At 67.4% G+C, this 20070-nt stretch carries 19 protein-coding genes; 10 read left to right on the top strand and 9 right to left on the bottom strand.

Annotated features, from left to right (window positions below; genetic code table 11):
- The first annotated feature begins 93 nt into the window (after nucleotides 1–93).
- Nucleotides 94–774, top strand: coding sequence for a nucleoid occlusion factor SlmA (slmA, locus tag M3149_RS03285; protein ID WP_251707901.1), 681 nt, complete (start codon nucleotides 94–96; stop codon nucleotides 772–774).
- Between the two features lie 8 nt (nucleotides 775–782).
- Here the strand turns inward: slmA and M3149_RS03280 are convergent, their stop codons facing one another.
- A complete protein-coding gene (locus tag M3149_RS03280) occupies nucleotides 783–1181 on the bottom strand; it encodes a hypothetical protein (RefSeq protein WP_251707900.1) in 399 nt (132 codons plus the stop codon).
- Between the two features lie 290 nt (nucleotides 1182–1471).
- Here M3149_RS03280 and M3149_RS03275 point away from each other — a divergent pair, with 290 nt between their 5' ends.
- Genes M3149_RS03275 through M3149_RS03255 form a run of 5 tightly spaced genes read left to right on the top strand, consistent with a single transcriptional unit; the run spans nucleotide 1472 to nucleotide 8112 of the window.
- Nucleotides 1472–2152: a TetR/AcrR family transcriptional regulator gene (locus tag M3149_RS03275; RefSeq protein WP_251707899.1), complete on the top strand. Its 681-nt coding sequence runs from the start codon at nucleotides 1472–1474 to the stop codon at nucleotides 2150–2152.
- Between the two features lie 48 nt (nucleotides 2153–2200).
- Nucleotides 2201–3997: an acyl-CoA dehydrogenase C-terminal domain-containing protein gene (locus M3149_RS03270; RefSeq protein ID WP_251707898.1), complete on the top strand. Its 1797-nt coding sequence runs from the start codon at nucleotides 2201–2203 to the stop codon at nucleotides 3995–3997.
- A 29-nt stretch (nucleotides 3998–4026) separates the two neighbouring features.
- Nucleotides 4027–4467, top strand: a complete 441-nt coding sequence (locus M3149_RS03265) for a DUF2147 domain-containing protein (protein ID WP_251707897.1) — start codon at nucleotides 4027–4029, stop codon at nucleotides 4465–4467.
- A 25-nt stretch (nucleotides 4468–4492) separates the two neighbouring features.
- The gene (locus M3149_RS03260; protein ID WP_251707896.1) at nucleotides 4493–6892 is read left to right on the top strand and encodes a 3-hydroxyacyl-CoA dehydrogenase/enoyl-CoA hydratase family protein; all 2400 of its coding nucleotides are present in this window, start codon (nucleotides 4493–4495) and stop codon (nucleotides 6890–6892) included.
- Between the two features lie 11 nt (nucleotides 6893–6903).
- Nucleotides 6904–8112 (top strand): acetyl-CoA C-acyltransferase, encoded by a 1209-nt coding sequence (locus M3149_RS03255; protein ID WP_251707895.1) that lies wholly within the window; start codon nucleotides 6904–6906, stop codon nucleotides 8110–8112.
- A gap of 58 nt (nucleotides 8113–8170) precedes the next feature.
- On the opposite strand, the gene M3149_RS03250 is transcribed toward M3149_RS03255, so the two are convergent.
- Genes M3149_RS03250 through M3149_RS03230 form a run of 5 tightly spaced genes read right to left on the bottom strand, consistent with a single transcriptional unit; the run spans nucleotide 8171 to nucleotide 12827 of the window.
- Nucleotides 8171–9151 carry a branched-chain amino acid ABC transporter permease gene (locus M3149_RS03250; protein WP_251707894.1) on the bottom strand — a complete coding sequence of 327 codons (981 nt, stop codon included), beginning with the start codon at nucleotides 9149–9151 and terminating at the stop codon, nucleotides 8171–8173.
- A gap of 8 nt (nucleotides 9152–9159) precedes the next feature.
- Nucleotides 9160–10047, bottom strand: a complete 888-nt coding sequence (locus tag M3149_RS03245) for a branched-chain amino acid ABC transporter permease (RefSeq protein ID WP_251707893.1) — start codon at nucleotides 10045–10047, stop codon at nucleotides 9160–9162.
- A 16-nt stretch (nucleotides 10048–10063) separates the two neighbouring features.
- Nucleotides 10064–11278: an ABC transporter substrate-binding protein gene (locus tag M3149_RS03240; protein ID WP_251707892.1), complete on the bottom strand. Its 1215-nt coding sequence runs from the start codon at nucleotides 11276–11278 to the stop codon at nucleotides 10064–10066.
- A gap of 59 nt (nucleotides 11279–11337) precedes the next feature.
- Nucleotides 11338–12042 carry an ABC transporter ATP-binding protein gene (locus M3149_RS03235; RefSeq protein WP_251707891.1) on the bottom strand — a complete coding sequence of 235 codons (705 nt, stop codon included), beginning with the start codon at nucleotides 12040–12042 and terminating at the stop codon, nucleotides 11338–11340.
- A complete protein-coding gene (locus M3149_RS03230) occupies nucleotides 12042–12827 on the bottom strand; it encodes an ABC transporter ATP-binding protein (protein WP_251707890.1) in 786 nt (261 codons plus the stop codon). The genes M3149_RS03235 and M3149_RS03230 overlap by 1 nt, the downstream gene beginning before the upstream one ends.
- Nucleotides 12828–12976: 149 nt before the next feature.
- Here M3149_RS03230 and M3149_RS03225 point away from each other — a divergent pair, with 149 nt between their 5' ends.
- Complete coding sequence (locus tag M3149_RS03225) at nucleotides 12977–13786, top strand: acyl-CoA thioesterase (RefSeq protein ID WP_251707889.1); 810 nt, start codon at nucleotides 12977–12979, stop codon at nucleotides 13784–13786.
- 3 nt (nucleotides 13787–13789) lie between these two features.
- On the opposite strand, the gene M3149_RS03220 is transcribed toward M3149_RS03225, so the two are convergent.
- Nucleotides 13790–16075 carry a patatin-like phospholipase family protein gene (locus M3149_RS03220; protein WP_251707888.1) on the bottom strand — a complete coding sequence of 762 codons (2286 nt, stop codon included), beginning with the start codon at nucleotides 16073–16075 and terminating at the stop codon, nucleotides 13790–13792.
- 109 nt (nucleotides 16076–16184) lie between these two features.
- Here M3149_RS03220 and M3149_RS03215 point away from each other — a divergent pair, with 109 nt between their 5' ends.
- Nucleotides 16185–16949, top strand: a complete 765-nt coding sequence (locus M3149_RS03215; protein ID WP_251707887.1) for an enoyl-CoA hydratase — start codon at nucleotides 16185–16187, stop codon at nucleotides 16947–16949.
- 16 nt (nucleotides 16950–16965) lie between these two features.
- Nucleotides 16966–18168 carry a tetratricopeptide repeat protein gene (locus tag M3149_RS03210; protein WP_251707886.1) on the top strand — a complete coding sequence of 401 codons (1203 nt, stop codon included), beginning with the start codon at nucleotides 16966–16968 and terminating at the stop codon, nucleotides 18166–18168.
- Between the two features lie 4 nt (nucleotides 18169–18172).
- On the opposite strand, the gene M3149_RS03205 is transcribed toward M3149_RS03210, so the two are convergent.
- Nucleotides 18173–19207: an endonuclease/exonuclease/phosphatase family protein gene (locus tag M3149_RS03205; RefSeq protein WP_251707885.1), complete on the bottom strand. Its 1035-nt coding sequence runs from the start codon at nucleotides 19205–19207 to the stop codon at nucleotides 18173–18175.
- Between the two features lie 89 nt (nucleotides 19208–19296).
- Complete coding sequence (locus tag M3149_RS03200) at nucleotides 19297–19581, bottom strand: cupin domain-containing protein (RefSeq protein WP_251707884.1); 285 nt, start codon at nucleotides 19579–19581, stop codon at nucleotides 19297–19299.
- A gap of 55 nt (nucleotides 19582–19636) precedes the next feature.
- On the opposite strand from M3149_RS03200, the gene M3149_RS03195 reads away from it, so the two are divergent.
- On the top strand, nucleotides 19637–20002 hold the full coding sequence (locus M3149_RS03195; protein WP_251707883.1) for a YciI family protein: 366 nt from the start codon (nucleotides 19637–19639) through the stop codon (nucleotides 20000–20002).
- Nucleotides 20003–20070: the final 68 nt, after the last annotated feature.

The following is a 20070-nucleotide window of genomic DNA, read 5'->3' as shown; positions in this document are numbered from 1 at the left end:
GATGTTGCCAGCTGTGCGAGAATGCCCCGCGGGAGTACCCCCGGGGCCCATCGGGCGCCCTTCGACGCCACCTCACGGACCGATCGCACGACCATGACCAACGCCGCGCCCGAGATGCCCACCCCCGATGACGACACGCTGGCCACCGCGGCCGCGGCGGAAACGCCCGAAACCGCCACGCGCAAGCGGCCCAAGCCCGGCGAGCGGCGCGTGCAGATTCTGCAGGCTCTGGCCACCATGCTGGAGCAACCCGGGGCCGAACGCATCACCACCGCGGCGCTGGCCGCCCGGCTGGAGGTGAGCGAGGCGGCGCTGTACCGCCACTTTGCGAGCAAGGCCCAGATGTTCGAAGGCCTGATCGAATTCATCGAGCAGACGGTCTTCGGCCTGGTGAACCAGGTGGGCGAGCGCGAGGCCGATCCGCTGGTGCGTTGCCGCAAGCTCGTCACGCTGCTGCTTCAGTTCGGTGAAAAGAACCCTGGCATGACGCGTGTGATGGTGGGCGACGCGCTGGTGTTCGAGAACGAGCGCTTGCAGCAACGCATGAACCTGTTCTTTGACAAGTTCGAGTCCAGCCTGCGCCAGCACCTGCGTGAGGCCGCCGTGCTCACCGGTACCACCACCCCCACGGTGGATGCGCAGGCCGACGCGTCTGTGATTACGGCGTTTTGCGTCGGGCGCCTGCAACGCTTTGCGCGCAGCGGCTTCAAGCGCTCACCTGGCGAAAGCCTCGAACACAGCCTCAACCTGCTGCTGCCCGGCGGGCGGCTCTGAGCCCGGGCTCAGGCCGACAGCTGCGCCTCCTGAACGATCAGCACGTCGTCCGGGCAAGCGCGCACCCAGTCTGCGCTCGCGCTGAGTTCGCTCGGCAGGTACATCGCCTGCAAGGGCGTTGACTGGCAGCGGCAGACATCGAAGAAGGCCTCCATCAACTCACCCGGAACGCGCATCAGCGCCTCGCCGTGGGGCCGCAGATCGAGCACGCCGCTGCCCTCGCGCGCGTGGTCGTCCAGCGCCTGCCACAGTTCAAAGTCGGCCGCATCGAAGGTGTCGGGGTCGATGCACCGCGATTGCAGGTCGGCAAAGCGTTCAAGCAGGGCGGGCCCGGCCTGGGTGTCGATGCGGACGGGCGAAGTCGACTGCGCGGTGCATAGGCGGGACGCTGCGGTGGGGCTGCTCATGGTGACCTCCGGACTCGCGCGCCCAGCGGGTGAGGATGGCAGGCGCGCCACAGGAGCTTGCCGCGCCCTGGTGCCACCGCCTGACCGCGCGGACGGTGCGTCCGTGGAACGGGACGGCTGGCGTGAAGCCCCTGCAATGGGAGTACGGCCGGCATCGTTTCTAGACGCCAGGCCCTAAAGCCACACGGTCTTTGTGTCGCAGGCGTGTTGCGTGACGCACGATCTGGGTCAAAATAGCACGACCGTTCGTTTCTTTTGACGAGCCCCATTCACCCGGACCCACCGAGCACATGAGCAGCGAGACCTCCACACGCCCACGCCGCGCCGCCGCGCCGCGCAGTGCCGATGCTGCCCGCCACGCGCCCAAGGGCCAGCAGACCAAGGCGGCCATCGTCGACGCCGCCCTCGGTCTGGCCACGCAGATCGGTCTCGAAGGCTTGTCCATCGGGGCGCTGGCCGAGGTGATGCAGATGAGCAAGTCGGGTGTGTTCGCGCACTTCGGCTCGCGCGAGGAACTGCAGATCTCGGTGGTGCGCGAGTACCACACGCGCTTCGAGGACGAGGTGTTCTATCCCGCCATGGCTGCGCCGCGTGGTCTGCCGCGCCTGCGCGCGCTGTTCGACAACTGGATGAAGCGCACCTCGGTCGAGATCGACTCGGGCTGCATCTACATCAGCGGCGCGGTCGAATTCGACGACCGCCCGGGCCCGGTGCGCGACGCGCTGGCCAGTTCCGTCACCACCTGGCAGGACGCGCTCAAGCGCGCGATCGAAATCGCCGTGGAGGAGGGCCACTTTGCGCCCGACACGGACGCGTCACAGGTGGCGTTCGAAATCCACGGTCTCATCCTTGCGCTGCACTACGAAGCACGCTTCCTGCGCAGCCCCGGTTGCCTCGAGCGCGCCTGGCGCGGCTTTGCCGCCATTCTTGAGCGCAACGGTGCTGCCGAAGCACCGCGGCGCAAGCGCTGAATCGCCAACCAAACAACCCCTTTCGTCGAAACCACAGGAGCTTCACCCATGCCCGTCTACACCCCGCCCCTGCGCGACATGCAGTTCCTCATGCACGAGGTGTTCCATGCCGTCGATGAACTCAAGGCATGTCCCAAGCACGCCGAGATCGACGCCGACACCATCAACGCGGTGCTCGAAGAAGGCGGCAAGTTCGCAGCCGAGGTGACCTTTCCGCTCAACATCAGCGGCGACGAAGAGGGCTGCGTGCTCGACAAGACCACGCACGAAGTCCGCACGCCCAAGGGCTTCAAGGAAGCCTACGCGCAGTACGTGGAAGGTGGCTGGCCCGCGCTCTCGTGTGACCCCGAGTTCGGCGGCCAGGGCCTGCCCTTCATCGTGAACCAGTGCTTCTACGAGATGCTCAACAGCGCCAACCAGGCCTGGACGATGTACCCCGGCCTGTCGCACGGTGCCTATGAATGCCTGCACGCGCACGGCTCGCCCGAGCAGAAGGCGCTGTACCTGCCGCCGCTCACGAGCGGCAAGTGGACCGGCACCATGTGCCTGACCGAACCCCACTGCGGCACCGACCTGGGCATGCTGCGCACCAAGGCCGAACCGCAGGCCGACGGCACCTACAAGCTCACCGGCCAGAAGATCTTCATCAGCGCCGGCGAACACGACATGGCCGAGAACATCGTGCACCTGGTGCTCGCGCGCCTGCCCGATGCACCGGTGGGCAGCAAAGGCATCAGCCTGTTCCTGGTGCCCAAGTTCCTGGTGAAGGCCGACGGCTCGCTGGGTGAGCGCAACGCCATCCACTGCGGTGGCCTGGAGCACAAGATGGGCATCCACGGCAACGCCACCGCGCAGATGGTGCTCGACGGCGCCGTCGGCACGATGGTGGGTGAGCCCAACAAGGGTCTGCCCGCGATGTTCGTGATGATGAACGCGGCCCGCCTGGGCGTGGGCAACCAGAGCCTGGGCCTGACCGAAGTGGCGTACCAGAATGCCCTGGCCTACGCCAAGGACCGCATCCAGATGCGCAGCCTCTCGGGCGTGAAGGACAAGAGCAAGCCGGCCGACCCGATCATCGTGCACCCCGACGTGCGCAAGATGCTGCTCACCGCCAAGGCCTACGCCGAAGGCGGCCGTGCGCTGCTGATGTTCTGCACCCTGCTGCTCGACAAGGAACTCAACCACCCCGACGAGAAGGTGCGCAAGGACTGCGCCGACCTCGCCGCGCTGCTCACGCCCATTGCCAAGGCCTTCCTCACCGACAACGGTTTCGAAGCCACCAACCACTGCCTGCAGGTGTTCGGCGGCCATGGCTACATCAAGGAATGGGGCATGGAGCAGTACGTGCGCGATGCCCGCATCAACATGATCTACGAGGGCACCAATACGGTTCAGAGCCTGGACCTGCTGGGCCGCAAGGTGCTGGGCAACAACGGCGCCACGCTCAAGAAGTTCGGCAAGCTGGTCGCCAAGCTGGTCGAGGAAGAGGGCGTCAACGAGAAGATGGCCGAGTTCATCAACCCGCTGGGCTACCTGGGTGAGCAGATGACCAAGTTCACCACCGAGATCGGCTTCAAGGGCATGCAGAACGCCGACGAGGTGGGTGCGGCCGCCGTGCCCTATCTGCGCGTGGCCGGTCACCTGGTGTTCGCCTACTTCTTCGCGCGCATGGCGCAAGCCGCGCAGCGCGCCATCGACGCCGGCAGCACCGACCCGTTCTACGCCGCCAAGCTGCAGACCGCGCGCTTTTACTTCGCCAAGCTGTTCCCGGAGACCGCCACGCTCATGCGCCTGGCGCGTTCGGGCAGCAAGGTGCTGATGGACACCGATCTGGCCCTGGCCTGATCGACCGCCTCACCCCGAAGGAGACCGCCATGTTGCTCAAGACGACGCTTGCCACTTCCCTGATCACGCTCGCGGGCCTTGCCCACGCGCAGATGACGCCCACGGGCCTGTGGAAGACCATCGACGACGACTCGAAGAAAGAGAAGTCGCTGGTGCGCATCACCGAGAGCAACGGCGTCTTCAGCGGCCGCATCGAGAAGCTGCTCGACCCCGCCACCGACCAGAAGGCCGTGTGCGACAAGTGCACCGACGACCGCAAGGACAAGCCGGTGCTCGGGCTGGAGATCCTGCGTGGCATCAAGCAAGGTGAGACCGACAAGGCCGTCTACGAGGGCGGCACCATCGTCGACCCGAACAACGGCAAGAGCTACCGCGCGCGTTTGAAGCCCGTCAATGGCGGCGCCCAACTCGAGATGCGCGGCTACATCGGTCCTTTCTTTCGAACCCAGGTCTGGCAACGCGTCGAGTGACCGCGGCCACCTCCACGGATAACCCATGAACCGTTTCAACGTCAGAAAAGTCGCCGTGCTCGGCGCGGGCGTGATGGGCGCGCAGATCGCTGCCCACCTCGTCAACGTCAAGGTGCCGGTGGTGCTGTTCGATCTCCCGGCCAAGGAAGGCCCGAAGAACGGCATCGTCACCCGCGCCATCGAGAACCTCAAGAAGCTCAAGCCCTCGCCGATCGGTGTGGCGGCCGATGCCGATCTGATCGTGGCCGCCAACTACGAGGAGCACATGGCCCTGCTGGGCGAGTGCGATCTCGTGATCGAGGCGATCGCCGAGCGCATGGACTGGAAGCTCGACCTGTACGGCAAGATCGCGCCGCACGTGGCGAAGCACGCCATCGTCGCGTCCAACACCTCGGGCCTGTCGATCACGAAGCTCAGCGAAGCGCTGCCCGAAGCGATCAAGCCGCGCTTTTGCGGCATCCACTTCTTCAACCCGCCGCGCTACATGACGCTGGTGGAGCTGATCGCCACACCGGCCACGCAACCGAAGATCCTCGACGACCTCGAGACCTTCGTCACCAGCGGCCTGGGCAAGGGCGTGGTACGCGCCAAGGACACGCCCAACTTCATCGCCAACCGCATCGGCATCGCCGGCATGCTGGGCACGATGAAAGAGGTGGAGAACTTTGGCCTCACCTTCGACGTGGTGGACGACCTCACGGGCAAACGCCTGGGGCGTGCCAGCAGCGGCACCTTCCGCACCGCCGACGTGGTGGGCCTGGACACCATGGCCCACGTCATCAAGACGTTGCAGGACAACCTGAACGAGCAGACCGACCCGTTCTACGGCAGCTTCGGCACGCCCCCCGTGCTCAAGGCGTTGCTCGACAAAGGCCACCTGGGCCAGAAGACCAAGGCCGGCTTCTACAAGAAGGTCGGGCGCGACGTGATGCGCTTCGAACTCGACAGCGGCGAGTACGTGCCCGCTGGTGAAAAGGCCGACGATGTGTACGGCCGCATGCTCAAGAAGCCCGCGGGCGAGCGCTTGAAGCTGCTGCGCAACAGCACCGGACCCCAGGGGCAGTTCCTGTGGGCCATCCTGCGCAACAGCTTCCACTACGCGGCTGTGCACTTGGCCACCATCGCCGACACCGCGCGCGACGTCGACCAGGCCATGCGCTGGGGCTTCGGCATGAAGCAGGGTCCGTTCGAGCTCTGGCAGGAAGCCGGTTGGCTCGAGGTGGCGAAGATGGTTCAGGAAGACATCGACGCCGGCAAGGCACTCAGCAAGGCGCCTTTGCCCACCTGGGTGTTCAAGGGCCCGGTGGCCGAAGCGGGTGGCGTGCACACAGCGCAGGGCTCGTGGAACCCGTCGAGCGGCCGCTTCGAGCCGCGCCGTGAGCTGCCGGTGTACCAGCGTCAGCCCTTCCCCGAGCTGCTGCTGGGCGAAGCCGGTCCGCGTTTCGCCGATGCGGGCACCACCATCGAAGAGACCGATTCGATCCGCCTCTGGACCTTGGACAACGAGGTGCTGATCGCCAGCATCAAGACCAAGATGCACGCCATCAGCCCCGAGGTCTGCGAAGGCCTGATGCAGGCGGTGGAACTGGCCGAATCGCAATACCAGGGACTGGTGGTCTGGTCGGGCGACGAGCCCTTCAGCGTGGGTGCCGACCTGCAGGCCATGCTGCCGGCCTTCCTGGCCGTGGGCGTGGCCGCCATCGAAGACGCCGAAGGCTTCATGCAGCAGACCATGCTGCGCCTGCGCTACGCCAGCGTGCCGGTGATCTCGGCGATCCGCGGCATGGCGTTGGGCGGCGGCTGCGAGCTGGCCGTGTACAGCAGCAAGCGTGTGGTACACATGGAGAGCTACATCGGCCTGGTGGAAGTGGGCGTGGGCCTGATACCGGGCGCGGGGGGCCTCACCTACATCGCTCGCCGCGCGGCCGAGAACGCCGCCACCTCCACCGGCAAGGACCTGCTGCCCTTCCTCACCGAGGGCTTCACCGCCGCTGCCATGGCCAAGGTGGGCACGAGTGCCATCGAGTCGCGCAGCATCGGCTACCTGCTTGAGTCCGACCTGATCGTGCCGCACAAGGACGAGCTGCTGTTCGTGGCGCTCAACGAAGCCAAGGCCATGTTTCGCGCCGGCTACCGCGCGCCGCACAAGCGCCTGTTTCCGGTGGCCGGCCGCTCGGGCAAGGCCACGGTGATGGGGCAGCTCGTGAACATGCGCGACGGCGGCTTCATCAGCCAGCACGACTTCCACATCGCCACGTTGATCGCCAACGTGGTCACCGGTGGCGACGTCGACCCGGGCACCCTGGTGAGCGAGGAATACCTGATGACGCTGGAGCGCCAGGCCTTCTGCGCGCTGATCACGAACCCGAAAACCCAAGAGCGGATTCTTGGCATGCTCAACACCGGCAAGCCGGTGCGCAACTGAGGAGCCCCACCATGAGCAAACAGATTCAAGACGCCTACATCGTCGCCGCCACGCGCACGCCCATCGGCCGTTCGCACAAGGGTTCGTTCCGTCACCTGCGGCCCGATGACCTGCTCGCCATTGCGCTGCGCTCCGCGCTCGCGCAGGTGCCCGGCCTCGATCCGAAAGCCATCGAAGACGTCATCTGCGGCTGCGCCATTCCCGAGGCTCAGCAGGGCCTGAACGTGGCGCGCATCGGCGCCATCCTCGCCGGCCTGCCCAACAGCGTGGGCGGCATCACGGTCAACCGCTTCTGCGCCTCGGGCCTGTCTGCCGTGGCCATGGCGGCCGACCGCATCCGCGTGGGCGAGGCCGACGTGATGATCGCCGCCGGCACCGAGAGCATGAGCATGGTGCCCATGATGGGCAATTCGCCCAGCCTGTCGCCTGCCATCTTCGCCAACACGCAGGACGTGGAGCAGTACGGCATCGCCTACGGCATGGGTCTCACGGCCGAGAAGGTGGCGCAGCAGTGGAAGGTCTCGCGCGACGCGCAGGACGCTTTCGCGCTGCAGTCACACCAGCGCGCCGTCATCGCCATGAAGAATGGCGAGTTCACGAACGAGATCACGCCGGTGGAAGTGACCGAGCGCGACGTGAACCTGGAGACGGCCGAGGTGAGCACCCGCACCCGCACCGTGAACCTGGACGAAGGCGCGCGCCCGGACACCAGCCTCGAAGGCCTGGCGAAGCTGCGCACCGTGTTCGCCGCGCGCGGCTCGGTCACCGCGGGCAACAGCTCGCAGACCAGCGACGGTGCGGGCGCGCTCATCCTTGCCAGCGAGGCCGCCGTCAAGCGCTTCGGCCTGAAGCCGCTCGCGCGCTTCGTGAGTTACGCCAGCCGCGGCGTGCCGCCGCACATCATGGGCATCGGCCCGGTGGAGGCGATTCCCGCCGCGCTGCGCTACGCCGGCCTGAAGCAGGACGACATGGACTGGATCGAGCTCAACGAAGCCTTTGCGGCCCAGTCGCTCGCCGTCATCAACACCCTGGGCCTCGACCCGGCCAGGGTCAACCCCATGGGCGGCGCCATTGCGCTCGGCCACCCGCTGGGCGCCACCGGTGCCATCCGTTCGGCCACCGTGGTGCATGCGCTGCAGCGGCATCAGAAGAAGTACGGCATGGTGACGATGTGCGTAGGCATGGGGCAGGGCGCCGCCGGGATATTCGAGAGGGTCTGACGACTCGACCATAGAAAAAGCGCCCCTCGGGGCGCTTTTTCCTTGTGTGCACGTCGTTTCACAAGGGCTTCTTGAGCCAGTTCGCGATCTCGCCCACCACGCCGCGGCGGAAGGCCAGCACGCAGATCACGAAGATCACGCCTTGCACGATGGTGACCCAGGCGCCGAGCTGGGCCAGGTAGTTCTGCATCGAGACGATGATGGCCGCGCCCACCACGGGGCCGAACAGCGTGCCCATGCCACCCAGGAGCGTCATGAGCACCACCTCGCCCGACATGCTCCAGTGCACGTCGGTGAGCGAGGCCAGCTGGAACACGATGGCCTTGGTGGCACCGGCCAGACCCGCCAGGCCGGCCGAGAGCACGAAAGCCAGGTGCTTGTAGCGGTCGGTGTCGTAGCCGAGCGAGGTGGCTCGCGCCTCGTTCTCGCGGATGGCCTGCAGCACCTGGCCAAAGGGGGAATGGACCACACGCCAGATCAGCAGGAAGCCGCCGATGAACACCGTGAAAACCACGGCGTACATGGCCATCGGGCTGCCCAGGTCGATCAAGCCGAACAGCTGACCGCGTGGCACGCCCTGGATGCCGTCCTCGCCGCCGGTGAACTTGGCCTGCAGGCTGAAGAAGTAGACCATCTGTGCCAACGCCAGGGTGATCATGGCGAAGTAGATGCCCTGGCGGCGGATGGCCAGCGCACCCGCCACGACGCCCAGCAACACGGCGCAGACCGTGCCGAACAGGATGGCCAGCTCCGGTGTGAGGCCCCAGACCTTGGCCGCGTGGGCCGAGGCATACCCGGCGCTCCCCAGGAACATCGCGTGGCCGAACGAAAGCAGACCACCGAAGCCGATCAGCAGGTTGAAGGCGCACGCGAACAGCGCGAAGCACATCACCTTCATCAGGAACACGGGGTACACGAACAGCGGCGCGATCAGGAAGAACGCGACCATCAGGCCGAACGCGATGGCCATGTGCGAGTGGCCGCCAGCGGCCTTGGTGGCCAGGGCGTCGACGGGGGCGGAGGAGGTGGTGGTGCTCATGGGCGTGTTCATTTCTGGGTGCCGAACAGCCCCGCGGGCTTGATCAGGAGCACGATGGCCATGATCACGAAGATCACCGTGTTGGAGGCTTCGGGGTAGAAGACCTTGGTGAGGCCTTCGATGATGCCCAGACCGAAGCCGGTCAGGATGGCGCCCATGATCGAACCCATGCCGCCGATCACCACCACCGCGAACACCACGATGATCAGGTCGGCGCCCATTTGCGGGCTGACCTGGTAGATGGGCGCGGCCATCACGCCGGCCAGTGCGGCCAGGCCGACGCCGAAGCCGTAGGTGAGCGTGATCATGCGCGGCACGTTGATGCCGAAGCCCTGCACCAGCGTGGGGTTCTCGGTGGCCGCACGCAGGTAGGCGCCTAGCTTGGTGCGCTCGATCACGAACCAGGTGGACAGGCAGACGATGAGCGAGGCCGCCACCACCCAGCCGCGGTAATTGGGCAGGAACATGAAGCCCAGGTTCTGGGCACCTTGCAACTGCGCGGGAATGGAGTAGGGTTGCCCCGAGGAGCCGTACTCGTTTCGGAACAGACCCTGGATGATGAGTGCGATGCCGAAGGTGAGCAGCAGGCCGTAGAGGTGATCGAGCTTGTACAGCCTCGAGAGCATCAGGCGCTCGATGAGAACGCCGGTGGCACCCACCACGATCGGAGCGATGAGCAGCGCCCACCAGTAGCCGATGCCCAGCTTGTTGAGCAACAGCCACGCCACGAAGGCGCCCATCATGTACTGGGCGCCGTGCGTGAAGTTGATGATGTTGAGCAGACCGAAGATCACGGCCAACCCGAGCGAGAGCAGCGCGTAGAAGGAGCCGTTGATCAGCCCGATCAGCAACTGCCCGAACAGGGCCGCGGTGGGAATGCCGAAGATCTCGGTCATGCTCGACGTGCTCCGTTTACTTCACGAGCGGGCATTCGCCCTGGTTGAGCGGGCGGAATGCCTGATCGGCCGGGATGGTGGCGCGGATCTTGTAGTAGTCGTACGGTCCCTTGGACTCGGACGGCTTCTTCACTTCCACCAGGTAGGCGGGGTGAATCTTGCGGCCGTCCTGGCGGATCGTGCCCTTGCCGAACAGCGGGTCGTCGGTGGGCATCTTCTTCATCTGCTCCACCACCTTGAGGCCGTCATCCGTCTTGGCGGCTTCCACCGCCTTCAGGTAGTGCAGCACCGAGGCGTACACGCCGGCCTGCACCATCGTCGGGTACTTGCCACCGTTGCGCTCGGCGAACTTCTTGCTCCAGGCGCGCGTCTGGTCGTTGAGGTCCCAGTAGAAGGTCTCGGTGAAGATCAGGCCCTGGGCCGTATTCAAACCGAGTGAATGCACGTCGGCGATGAACATCAGCATGCCCGCCAGGTTCTGGCCGCCGCGCGTGATGCCGAACTCGGCCGCCTGCTTGATGGAGTTGATGGTGTCGCCGCCGGCGTTGGCGAGCGCGATCACCTTGGCCTTGCTGGCCTGTGCCTGCAGCAGGAAGGACGAGAAGTCCTGGCCCGGGAACGGGTGGCGCACCTTGCCGAGCACCTTGCCACCGGCCTTGAGCACAGCGGCTTCGGTGTCGCGCTCCAGCGCGTGGCCGAAGGCGTAGTCGGCGGTCAGGAAGAACCAGCTGTCGCCGCCGGTCTTGGCGATCGCGCTGCCGGTGCCGTTGGCCAGCATCCAGGTGTCGTACGTCCAGTGCACGGTGTTGGGGCTGCAGGCCTTGCCGGTCAGATCGGAGGTGGCAGCACCCGAGTTCAGGAACACCTTGTTCTTGTCGCGCACGATCTGGTTGATGGCCAGCGCCACCGAGCTGGTGGGCACGTCAGCGATGGCGTCGACCTTGTCGACGTCGATCCAGGTGCGTGCCACGGTGGAGCCCACGTCCGGCTTGTTCTGGTGGTCGGCGCCCACGATCTCGACCTTCATGCCCTTGGCGGCGGCACCGAAGTCCTCCACCGCCATGCGCGCAGCCGTCACCGAGCCGGGGCCGGCGATGTCGGCGTACAGGCCCGACATGTCATTGAGCACGCCGATCTTGATCACCCCGTCGGAGATCTGCGCCTGCGCGGCTCCGGCGGTCAGCATGGCTGCGGCCGCGGTGGCCAGCAGCTTCGTCGTCGTTTTCATCATGTCGTCGTCTCCTTCAGGGTGTGAACGTGGAAAGACCAACCCCGGCGTTTGCTGTGTGATCAGACACCGAGGTACTCGTGCAACATGCCCATCTTCGCGTCGAGCTCTGCAGCAGAGAAGCCCTCGACGATGCGGCCATGTTCCATGACGTAGAAGCGGTCCGCAAGCGGGGCCGCGAAGCGGAAGTTCTGCTCGACCATCACGATCGTGAAGCCGCGCTCGCGCAGCGTGCGGATGGTGCGCGCCAGCGTCTGCACGATCACGGGCGCCAGGCCTTCCGAGATCTCGTCGAGCAGCAGCAGCTTGGCACCGGTGCGCAGGATGCGCGCCACCGCGAGCATCTGCTGCTCGCCGCCGGACAGGCGCGTGCCCGGGCTGTTGCGGCGCTCCTTCAGGTTCGGGAAAAGCTCGTAGAGCTCGTCGATCGACATGCCGCCGTCGGCCACCGCGGGCGGCAGCATCAGGTTCTCCTCGCAGCTCAGGCTGGCGAAGATGCCGCGCTCCTCGGGGCAGTAGCCCAGGCCCAGGCGCGCCACCTGGTGCGTGGGCATGTTCACCGTTTCCTGCCCGAACACGCGGATCGAGCCGGTGCGCTTGCCCACCATGCCCATGATCGACTTGAGTGTGGTGGTGCGGCCCGCGCCGTTGCGCCCGAGCAGCGTCACCACCTCGCCGCGGTGCACCTTAAGATCGACGCCATGCAGGATGTGCGACTCGCCGTACCAGGCGTTCACGCCACTCAGGCTCAGGAGTTCTTCCGCCATCAATGTGCCCCTTGCAGTGCGGCGTCGGCGCTGCCCATGTAGGCCTCCAGCACCTGCGGGTTGGCCGACACCGTGGCGTAGTCGCCCTCGGCGATCACCTGACCGCGCTGCAGCACGCTGATGGTGTCGGCGATGCTCGACACCACGTTCATGTTGTGTTCCACCATCAGGATGGTGCGGTTGGCCGACACCTTCTTGATGAGCTGCGTCACGCGTTCCACGTCCTCGTGGCCCATGCCCTGCGTGGGCTCGTCCAGCAGCATCAGTTCCGGCTCGGTGGCCAGCGTGGTGGCAATCTCCAGCGCGCGTTTGCGGCCGTAGGGCAGCTCCACCGTCACCCAGTCGGCGAACTCGGCCAGGCCCACGGTCTCCAGCAGCACCATGGCGCGCTCGTCCAGCCCGTCGAGCACTTTTTTCGATTTCCAGAAATGGAACGATTGCCCCGTGGCGCGCTGCAGACCGATGCGCACGTTCTCGCGCACGCTCAAGTGCGGGAAGGTGGCCGAGATCTGGAACGAACGCACCATGCCACGCCGCGCCACCTGGGCGGGCTTCTGCGTGGTGATGTCCTCGCCGTTGTAGAGGATCTGGCCGCGCGTGGGGATAAGGAATTTGGTGAGCAGGTTGAAGACCGTGGTCTTGCCCGCGCCATTGGGGCCGATCAAGGCGTGGATCTGCCCGCGTCGCACGCGCAGGTTCACGTCGTTCACGGCGATGAAGCCCTTGAATTCCTTCACCAGGCCTTTGGCCTCGAGGATGCAGTCGTCAGCGTTGTTGCTTGCCATCGCCGGCATTGTCAGCATGCGACCGATCTGCATGACGAGGGGAAACCCCGAGGCAGGTGGTGTTGACGTGTGCTCGCATGTCGCACGCGCTACATCGCGCCGCCTCGACGGCGCCCGAACGTGGCATGCCGCTGGTGCACACTGCGCGTATGGATGCACACGCCTTCGATCGCGCCATCAAGCTCACTGCTGGTGGAGAGGCCGGCCATTGGCGCGGCCAGACCGATCCCGCCTACGCCAACATGGTCGGTCCGTATGGCGGGATCACCGCGGCCACCGCGCTGCAGGCCATCAGTCAGCATCCCGACAGGATCGGCGATCCGGTCTCGCTCACGGTGAACTACTGCGCCGCGCTGGCCGACGGCGCCTTTGCGCTGACGGCGCGCCCGGTACGCACCAACCGCTCCACCCAGCACTGGCTGGTCGACATCGAACAGGGCGGCGAAACCGTGCTCACCGGCACCGCGCTGACCGCCTTGCGCCGCGAGACCTGGGGCACGCAGGACGAACCCGCGCCACGCGTGCTCTCGCCCAACGCCATCGGCAAGCCCAACATGGCCGCGCTGGTCGAATGGGTCAAGCGCTACGACATCCGCATCGTCGAGGGCGCCATCCCGCGCGTGTGGGACGGATCGGGCGAGCACAGCCGCACCACGCTGTGGGTGCGCGACGAGCCGCCGCGCGCGCTTGACTTCGCCAGCCTGGCCTCGATGTGCGACGTGTTCTTTCCGCGCGTGTGGCTTCGTCGTGCCACGCGCGTGCCCGCGGGCACGGTGTCCATGACGATCTACTTCCACGTCGGCCAGGCCGAGCTTGCGGCGGTGGGCGAGGGCTGGCTGCTGGGCCAGGCGCAGTCCAGCGTGATGCGCAACGGCTACTTCGACCAGCGCGGCCAGCTCTGGAGCCAGGCAGGCGCGCTGCTGGCCACCACGCACCAGGTCGTCTACTACAAGGAATGAGCCTCAGGGCCGGCCCAGGAACAGGTACAACCCCGTGAAGCCCTTGGGCGCGCTCACCACGCTCAGGTAGAGCGGCCCGATGCCGGTGTCCGCGCCCACGAACAGGCTGCCGGCGCCGCGCAGGTCACCCAGCGAGATGTCGCGCCGCGTGAGCCAGGCATTGCCGGCCTCCAGCGAGCCGCCCACGAACAGCGCGCGCGCCACCCCCACGTCCCAAGGCAGGCGGCGGTAGTAAGTCAGGCGCCCGAACACGAGGTAGTTGCCCGCCACCTGCCCGGTGCGGTAACCGGAGAGGTTCTGGAAGCCGCCCAGCGAGTATTCGTCGATGGCGCCCAGCGGAATGCGGCTGGCGTGCGCGAAGCGTGCGCCCATGTTGAGCGTGTGCGGCCCGAAGCTGCGCACGCCGGTGAAGCTGCCCTCCACGCGGGTGAAGCTGTTGGTGGCGCCGCCCACCTCCTTGCGTCGGCCCGCCACGAACTCGCCAAGGGCGCGGTAGCCGCGCGACGGGAAGTTTGCGAAGTCGAGTTGATCGGCGATCACCGCCGCACGCAGGCCGTTCTCGCGCCATCGCACGCTGCTGGCCACCGGCAGCCCGGCCAGGCTGGCCGACAACAGCTCGGGCGTGGCGCGCCGCGCACTCGACACCAGGCCCAGCCGCATTTCGCCCACGGTGCCGCGCAGGCCGATCGGCCAGCCGATGTCGGCGCCCAGGCGCAGGCTGCGCCGTTGCAGTCGCGCCAGCGCATCGCCATCGAGCCCGTAGAGGTCGACCCGGCGCACGCTGGCGTCCACGTAGGCAGAGAGGAAACGTTCGCTGGCCAGACCCAGCGGCTGGTAGATCTCGGAATACAGGCCCAACGTCTCGCCCACCTGCACACGGTTGCGCCACTCGGCCCCGCTGTCGTTGAGCCAGTGGCGGTTGTGGCTCAGCCGCAGGTTGAACGCGCCCTCGCCCTGGAAGTCGGTGCGCAGGTCGATGCCCAGCCGCAGGTAGTTGGGGCCCCAGTTGTTTTCGCGCAGGCCGATCACCAGGTCCTCGCCGCCGGTGTCCGCATTACGCACCAGCCGGTAGTCGATGCGCTCGTAGTCGCCCAGCGCCGCCAGCTCCTGCAGGTCCTCCTCGATGCGCCGCACGTCCACGGCCTGGCCGGGTGCGGTGTCCAGCGTGGTCGCGATGCGCGCAGCACGCGCTTCTTCGACCCCTTCGAAGCGGATGCTGGCGATGGTGCCCACGCGGGTGGCGTTGAGTTCGGCCTGCGTGCGCCGCGCATCGGCCCAGGCCTGGTACTGCGGCGCCGGTGCCGCAAAGCGGGCCAACGCCTCGCTCACGGTGCGCGCGTAGTCGTTGCCCAGGCGCACCAGTTCGGCCCCGCGCTCGAAATCGCCCGAGCTCAGATCGCCCAGGGGAGGCGCCAGCAGCAGATCGCGCGGCGTGAGCGTGGCGATGCTGGCCTGCACGTTCTGCTCGGTCAGGATGTTCACCATCTGCGTGGTGATGCCCAGCAGCGTGCCCAGCGAGTCGCGGCCCGCCAGAGGTGTACCGATGTTGACCGCGATGATCACCTCGGCGCCCAGATCGCGCGCCACGTTCACCGGCAGGTTGTTCACCAGCCCGCCGTCGCCCAGGATGCGGCCATCGATCTCCAGCGGCGAGAACACACCCGGCACCGACATGCTCGCGCGCAGCGCGGCGGCCAGGTCGCCGCGGTCCATCACCACCGCCTTGCCGGTCTCCATGTCGGTGGCCACGGCACGAAAGCGCGTCGGCAGGCCGTCGAAGTTGGGCAGGTGGCGCGTGGGCAGCGTGTAGCGGCGCAGCAGCATCTCCAGCGATCGGCTCGACACCGCGCCCGTGGGCAGGCGGAACTCCCCGTCGCGAAAGCCCAGCAGCAGCACTGGCGAAAGCTCGAAGTCCTCCTCCTTGCGCCGCTGCGAGAGCATCTGCCGCGGCTGGCGCGTGCTGAACAGGCCGTTCCAGTCCACCCCCAGGATCTCGCGCTCCAGTTCGTCGGCCGTCATGCCGCTGGCGTAGAGACCGCCCACGATCGCCCCCATCGAGGTGCCCACGATCAGGTCCACCGGCACGCGCGCGGCCTCCAGCGCCTTGAGCACGCCGACGTGGGCAAAACCGCGCGCCCCGCCGCCCGAGAGCACCAGCGCCACGCGCGGGCGCGGCATCTCGGGCAGCGGTGCCTGGGCGGTGGGGCTGGTGTCGGGCTTGTCCTGCGCGCCAGCCGGCGCGACGAGCAGGCACAGGCAAAGCAGGATGAACGGCAGGCGAGGGCGCATGGCGTCGTGTGAGTGACAGTTCGAGGGAGCCGAGTCTAGGCCGCGTCGTGCATCGAAGGTGGCCTTCGTGGTAACTTGCCCGGCTGTTTTCACACCCGCTTGCAAAGCCATGAGCGACATCCTCGTCCACACCGAAGCCGGCATCCGCACCATCACCCTCAACCGGGTCGACAAGAAGAACTCCATCACCGCCGCCATGTACGGCGCGATGGCCGACGCGCTGGCCAGCGCGGTGGACGACGCCGCCGTGCGCGTGGTGCTGTTCCAGGGCCATGAAACCGTGTTCTCGGCCGGTAACGACATCGGCGATTTCCTCAACAGCCCGCCCGCGGGCCTGGACTCGCCGGTGTTTCGCTTCCTTCAGGGCATCGCCACCTTCCCCAAGCCCTTGCTGGCGGCGGTGTGCGGGCCGGCGGTGGGCGTGGGCACCACCATGCTCTTCCATTGTGACCTGGTCTACGCTGGCGACAACGCCGCGTTCTCCATGCCGTTCGTGAACCTGGGTCTGTGCCCCGAGGCAGCGAGCAGCCTGCTGGTGCCGCAGATGTTGGGCTACCACCGCGCGGCCGAGGCGCTGCTGCTGGGTGAACCCTTCATGGCCGAGGCCGCGCTCGAGGTTGGTCTCGTCAACCGCGTGCTGCCGCCCACCGAGGCCAACACCTACGCCCACGGCGTGGCCGCCAAGCTCGCCGCCAAGCCGCTGAGCTCGCTGATCGAAACCAAGCGCCTCATGAAGAAAGGCCAGAGCGAGCTGGTGCTCAAGACCATTGCGGAAGAGGGCGCCAGCTTCGGGCGCATGCTGCGCGAGCCGGCGGCGAAGGAGGCGTTCGGGGCGTTCATGGAACGCCGCAAGCCGGATTTCTCGAAGGTCTGATCGCACCGGGCCGCCGATGTCCGACGACACCATCGAACGCGCCAAGGCGCACTTCTTCGCCGGCAACGACCATTTCGAGGCTGGCCGTTTCGATGCCGCGCGCGCCGACTACGAGGCCGCGCTGGCGCTCGTGCCCGGGCGGGCCTCGGTGCTGGCCAACCTGGGCGTCACGCTCACGCGGCTGGGCCGCTGGGCCGACGCGGTGCCGCGGCTGGACGCAGCGCTGCTGGCCGAGCCCACCAACCGCGACGCCTGGGCCGCGCTCGGCCTGTGCCGTGAGGCGCGGGGTGACTGGGCGGGCGCGGTGCACGCGCTGCGCCAGGCCATCGGCCTGGGCGCGCAGCAGGCCGGCCTGTGGCTGGCGCTGGCCACCTGCGAGCTGGAGCAGGACCACGAGCGCGAAGGCCTGCAGGCGATCGAGGAGTGCCTGGCGCTGGACCCGACCATGGGTGAGGCCTGGAGCCAGCGCGGTACCGTGATGCGCCGCCACGGCCATCTGGCCCAGGCCGCGCACTGCTTCGAGCAGGCCATCGCGCACGGTGCCGACGCCGAACTGCACCGCTTCTACCTCGCTGCCGTCACCGATGCGCGCGACCCGCCGCCGCCGCCCGCCCTGTACGCGCGCGTCCTGTTCGACCGCTACGCCGACGAGTTCCAGGACCACCTGGTCGAGGTGCTCAAGTACAGCGCGCCGCAGACCTTGCTCACGCCACTGCTCACGGGCGGCCGGCGTTTCCAGCGCGTGCTCGACCTGGGTTGCGGCACCGGGCTGTGTGCGCAGGTGCTCGCGCCCCACGCCGACGCCATCGACGGTGTGGACGTGGCCGATGCGATGGTGCGCCGCGCGCAGGCGAGCGGCCTGTACCGGCGGGTCTGGCGCGCCGATGTCATCGAGGGCTTGCGAGAGGCCGGCGACACCGCCGATCTGATCGTCGCGGCCGATGTCTTCATCTACGTCGGTGCGCTGGACACGGTGTTCGCCGCCGTCGCGCCGCGCCTGGCCCCGGGCGGCGTTTTCGCATTCAGCGTGGAGCAAGCCGACCCAGGGCGCGCCCTGCAACTGCGCCCCAGCCTGCGCTACGCGCACGGGCGCGAGTCGCTTGAAGCCCTGGCCGCTGCCCACGGCTTGCTGGTCGATGCCGTGTGGGCCGCACCCATCCGAGAAGACCAGGCGCAGCCCGTGATGGGCTGGTACCTGCACCTGCGCAAGCCCGGCTGAGGCGTCAGGCCCCTGCCGCGGGCCGGTACTTGAACGCGGCGCGGATCACGCCGTGGTCGCCGGTGCCGTCGTTCGGGTGGTTGTCGAAATTCAGGTGGTCGTTGTTGATCGCCAGGCCGTCGAACATCCACACGCGCTGGCGGCTGTGGTCATAGAACTCCTGGCTCACCAGGATGTGGTCCAGCGATTCGCGGATGTCCTGGTGCACGTGGGTGTAGTACACGTCGCGCGTGTCGCGGTATTCCTGCAGTGTCTGTGCGGTGTAGAGCGCGGTGTCGCTGCCGCCCAGGGCGCCACCCACCAGGTACTGCGGCTGCTCGGTGAGGATGTTGGCGGTGTTGCTGTGCTGGCCGTCGTTGATGTCACCGAGCACGACCACCGGGGTGCGCGTCCCTTTCATCAGCGTGGACAGCATGAACCGCAGTGCCGCGGCCTCCGCGGTGCGGCGGATGGTTGAGATCGCCGACCCCAGGCCTGTGGCGTGCGGACGGTAGGTGTCTACCGCATCGCGGTACCAGTCTTCGTTGAACACCTTGGTCGGCCCCTTGCTCTTGAAGTGGCACACGAACACGTGCACCGGCTCGCGGTCCTCGCGCGGGGCGATGGTAAAGTGCAGCAGCGGGCGCGAGAAGCCGCGGATGTTGACGTCGATCGCCGGCGTTTGCGGGTCGTCGCCGCGCGAGCGCAGCACGAAGCCAGGCGGGAACGCGGTGATCCACTGCGGCTCACTGGCGCGCAAGCCCCGCCGCACCATGGCCCCGCAGGTGATGCGCGAGCCGTCGGCCTGCGGCGCGGTGATCAGCTCGAAGTCGTTCGCCAGCTGCGCGGCGTCGATCGCGCGCTGCACCGAGTCGCGGTGCCACAGCTCCTGGAAACCGATCACGTCGGCCACCAGCGAACGCAGCTGCGCTGCCGTCCAGAGAATCTTGAGGTCGTACTGGGCCTGGGTCCAGCCGTCGCGGTCGGTGTAGATGGCCCGCCCGGGCTCGTTGAGGTTGTAGAGGTTGAACGAGCCGATGCTGAGTTCGCGCAGTTTCATGACGGCCTCCTGAACGTTCGTTCAGTCTGGGCGCGCCGCGCGGCGGCGTCATGCAACCGATGGGGGAAGGCGACGGGCGGTGGGAAGCTTCAGGCCGCGTTGCGCCGCGCCACCCAGTACGCCGCGCCATCGGCACCGTAGCGCTCGGCGTGGGGCACCTCGCGCTCCAGCGCGAAGGTATCGCCAGCCCGCAGGTGGCGGGTGTCGCTGCCCACGGTCAGCCACAACTCGCCCTGCGTCACCACCGCCTTCACCGAGAACGGGTGGGTGTGGGTGTCGAGCACGGTGTCGGGAGCCCACTGGCGCTCGATGACTTCGTCAAAGCCCTCGGCCAGGGCCTGCTCGCGAAAGGTGTCGAAATGCAAGGTGTTCATGGCGCCGCATTCTGGGCCTAGGATGTGCGTTTTGCCTACCGGGAGACCTTGCACCGTGTCGTACATGCTGCTGATCATCGAACCCACGGGCCAGCGTGCCACCCGCACCGAAGCCGAAGGCCGCGAGGCCTATGCGCGCATGCAGGCCTTCGGCGCATCGCTGCGCGCGCAGGGCCGCCTCAAGGCGGTGGAATCGCTCGCCGGGCTGAACGACGCGGTGCGCATCAGTCAGGCGCCCGGTGCCGCGCGCCGGCTCGACGGCCCGTTTGCCGAGGCCAAGGAAATGGTGGGAGGTTTCTTCCTGCTCGACGGCGTCACGCGTGACGAGGCGATCGAGCTCGCCCGCCAGTGCCCGGCCGCCGAATGGGCCACGGTGGAGGTGCGCGGCCTGGCACCGTGTTTTGACGAAAGCCGGGCCTGAGGCACCAACCGACGGGCGGCGGTCGATGCCGTAGCGCCGCGACCGTCGTCGGCAGGAGCGCGGCGAAA

This window comes from Hydrogenophaga intermedia (assembly GCF_023715105.1).
GTDB lineage: Bacteria > Pseudomonadota > Gammaproteobacteria > Burkholderiales > Burkholderiaceae_C > Hydrogenophaga > Hydrogenophaga intermedia_A.
Note: the sequence above shows the minus strand (reverse complement) of the source record. Positions and strands in the feature narration are given on the sequence as shown.

Coding starts and splice junctions, on each gene's coding strand:
- M3149_RS03240 (WP_251707892.1), bottom strand. CDS start 11,278: ATGATGAAAACGACGACGAAGCTGCTGGCCACCGCGGCCGCAGCCATG.
- M3149_RS03235 (WP_251707891.1), bottom strand. CDS start 12,042: ATGGCGGAAGAACTCCTGAGCCTGAGTGGCGTGAACGCCTGGTACGGC.
- M3149_RS03200 (WP_251707884.1), bottom strand. CDS start 19,581: ATGAACACCTTGCATTTCGACACCTTTCGCGAGCAGGCCCTGGCCGAG.
- M3149_RS03280 (WP_251707900.1), bottom strand. CDS start 1,181: ATGAGCAGCCCCACCGCAGCGTCCCGCCTATGCACCGCGCAGTCGACT.
- M3149_RS03260 (WP_251707896.1), top strand. CDS start 4,493: ATGAACCGTTTCAACGTCAGAAAAGTCGCCGTGCTCGGCGCGGGCGTG.
- M3149_RS03245 (WP_251707893.1), bottom strand. CDS start 10,047: ATGACCGAGATCTTCGGCATTCCCACCGCGGCCCTGTTCGGGCAGTTG.
- M3149_RS03255 (WP_251707895.1), top strand. CDS start 6,904: ATGAGCAAACAGATTCAAGACGCCTACATCGTCGCCGCCACGCGCACG.
- M3149_RS03220 (WP_251707888.1), bottom strand. CDS start 16,075: ATGCGCCCTCGCCTGCCGTTCATCCTGCTTTGCCTGTGCCTGCTCGTC.
- M3149_RS03210 (WP_251707886.1), top strand. CDS start 16,966: ATGTCCGACGACACCATCGAACGCGCCAAGGCGCACTTCTTCGCCGGC.
- M3149_RS03230 (WP_251707890.1), bottom strand. CDS start 12,827: ATGGCAAGCAACAACGCTGACGACTGCATCCTCGAGGCCAAAGGCCTG.
- M3149_RS03225 (WP_251707889.1), top strand. CDS start 12,977: ATGGATGCACACGCCTTCGATCGCGCCATCAAGCTCACTGCTGGTGGA.
- M3149_RS03270 (WP_251707898.1), top strand. CDS start 2,201: ATGCCCGTCTACACCCCGCCCCTGCGCGACATGCAGTTCCTCATGCAC.
- M3149_RS03215 (WP_251707887.1), top strand. CDS start 16,185: ATGAGCGACATCCTCGTCCACACCGAAGCCGGCATCCGCACCATCACC.
- M3149_RS03205 (WP_251707885.1), bottom strand. CDS start 19,207: ATGAAACTGCGCGAACTCAGCATCGGCTCGTTCAACCTCTACAACCTC.
- M3149_RS03275 (WP_251707899.1), top strand. CDS start 1,472: ATGAGCAGCGAGACCTCCACACGCCCACGCCGCGCCGCCGCGCCGCGC.
- slmA (WP_251707901.1), top strand. CDS start 94: ATGACCAACGCCGCGCCCGAGATGCCCACCCCCGATGACGACACGCTG.
- M3149_RS03265 (WP_251707897.1), top strand. CDS start 4,027: ATGTTGCTCAAGACGACGCTTGCCACTTCCCTGATCACGCTCGCGGGC.
- M3149_RS03250 (WP_251707894.1), bottom strand. CDS start 9,151: ATGAGCACCACCACCTCCTCCGCCCCCGTCGACGCCCTGGCCACCAAG.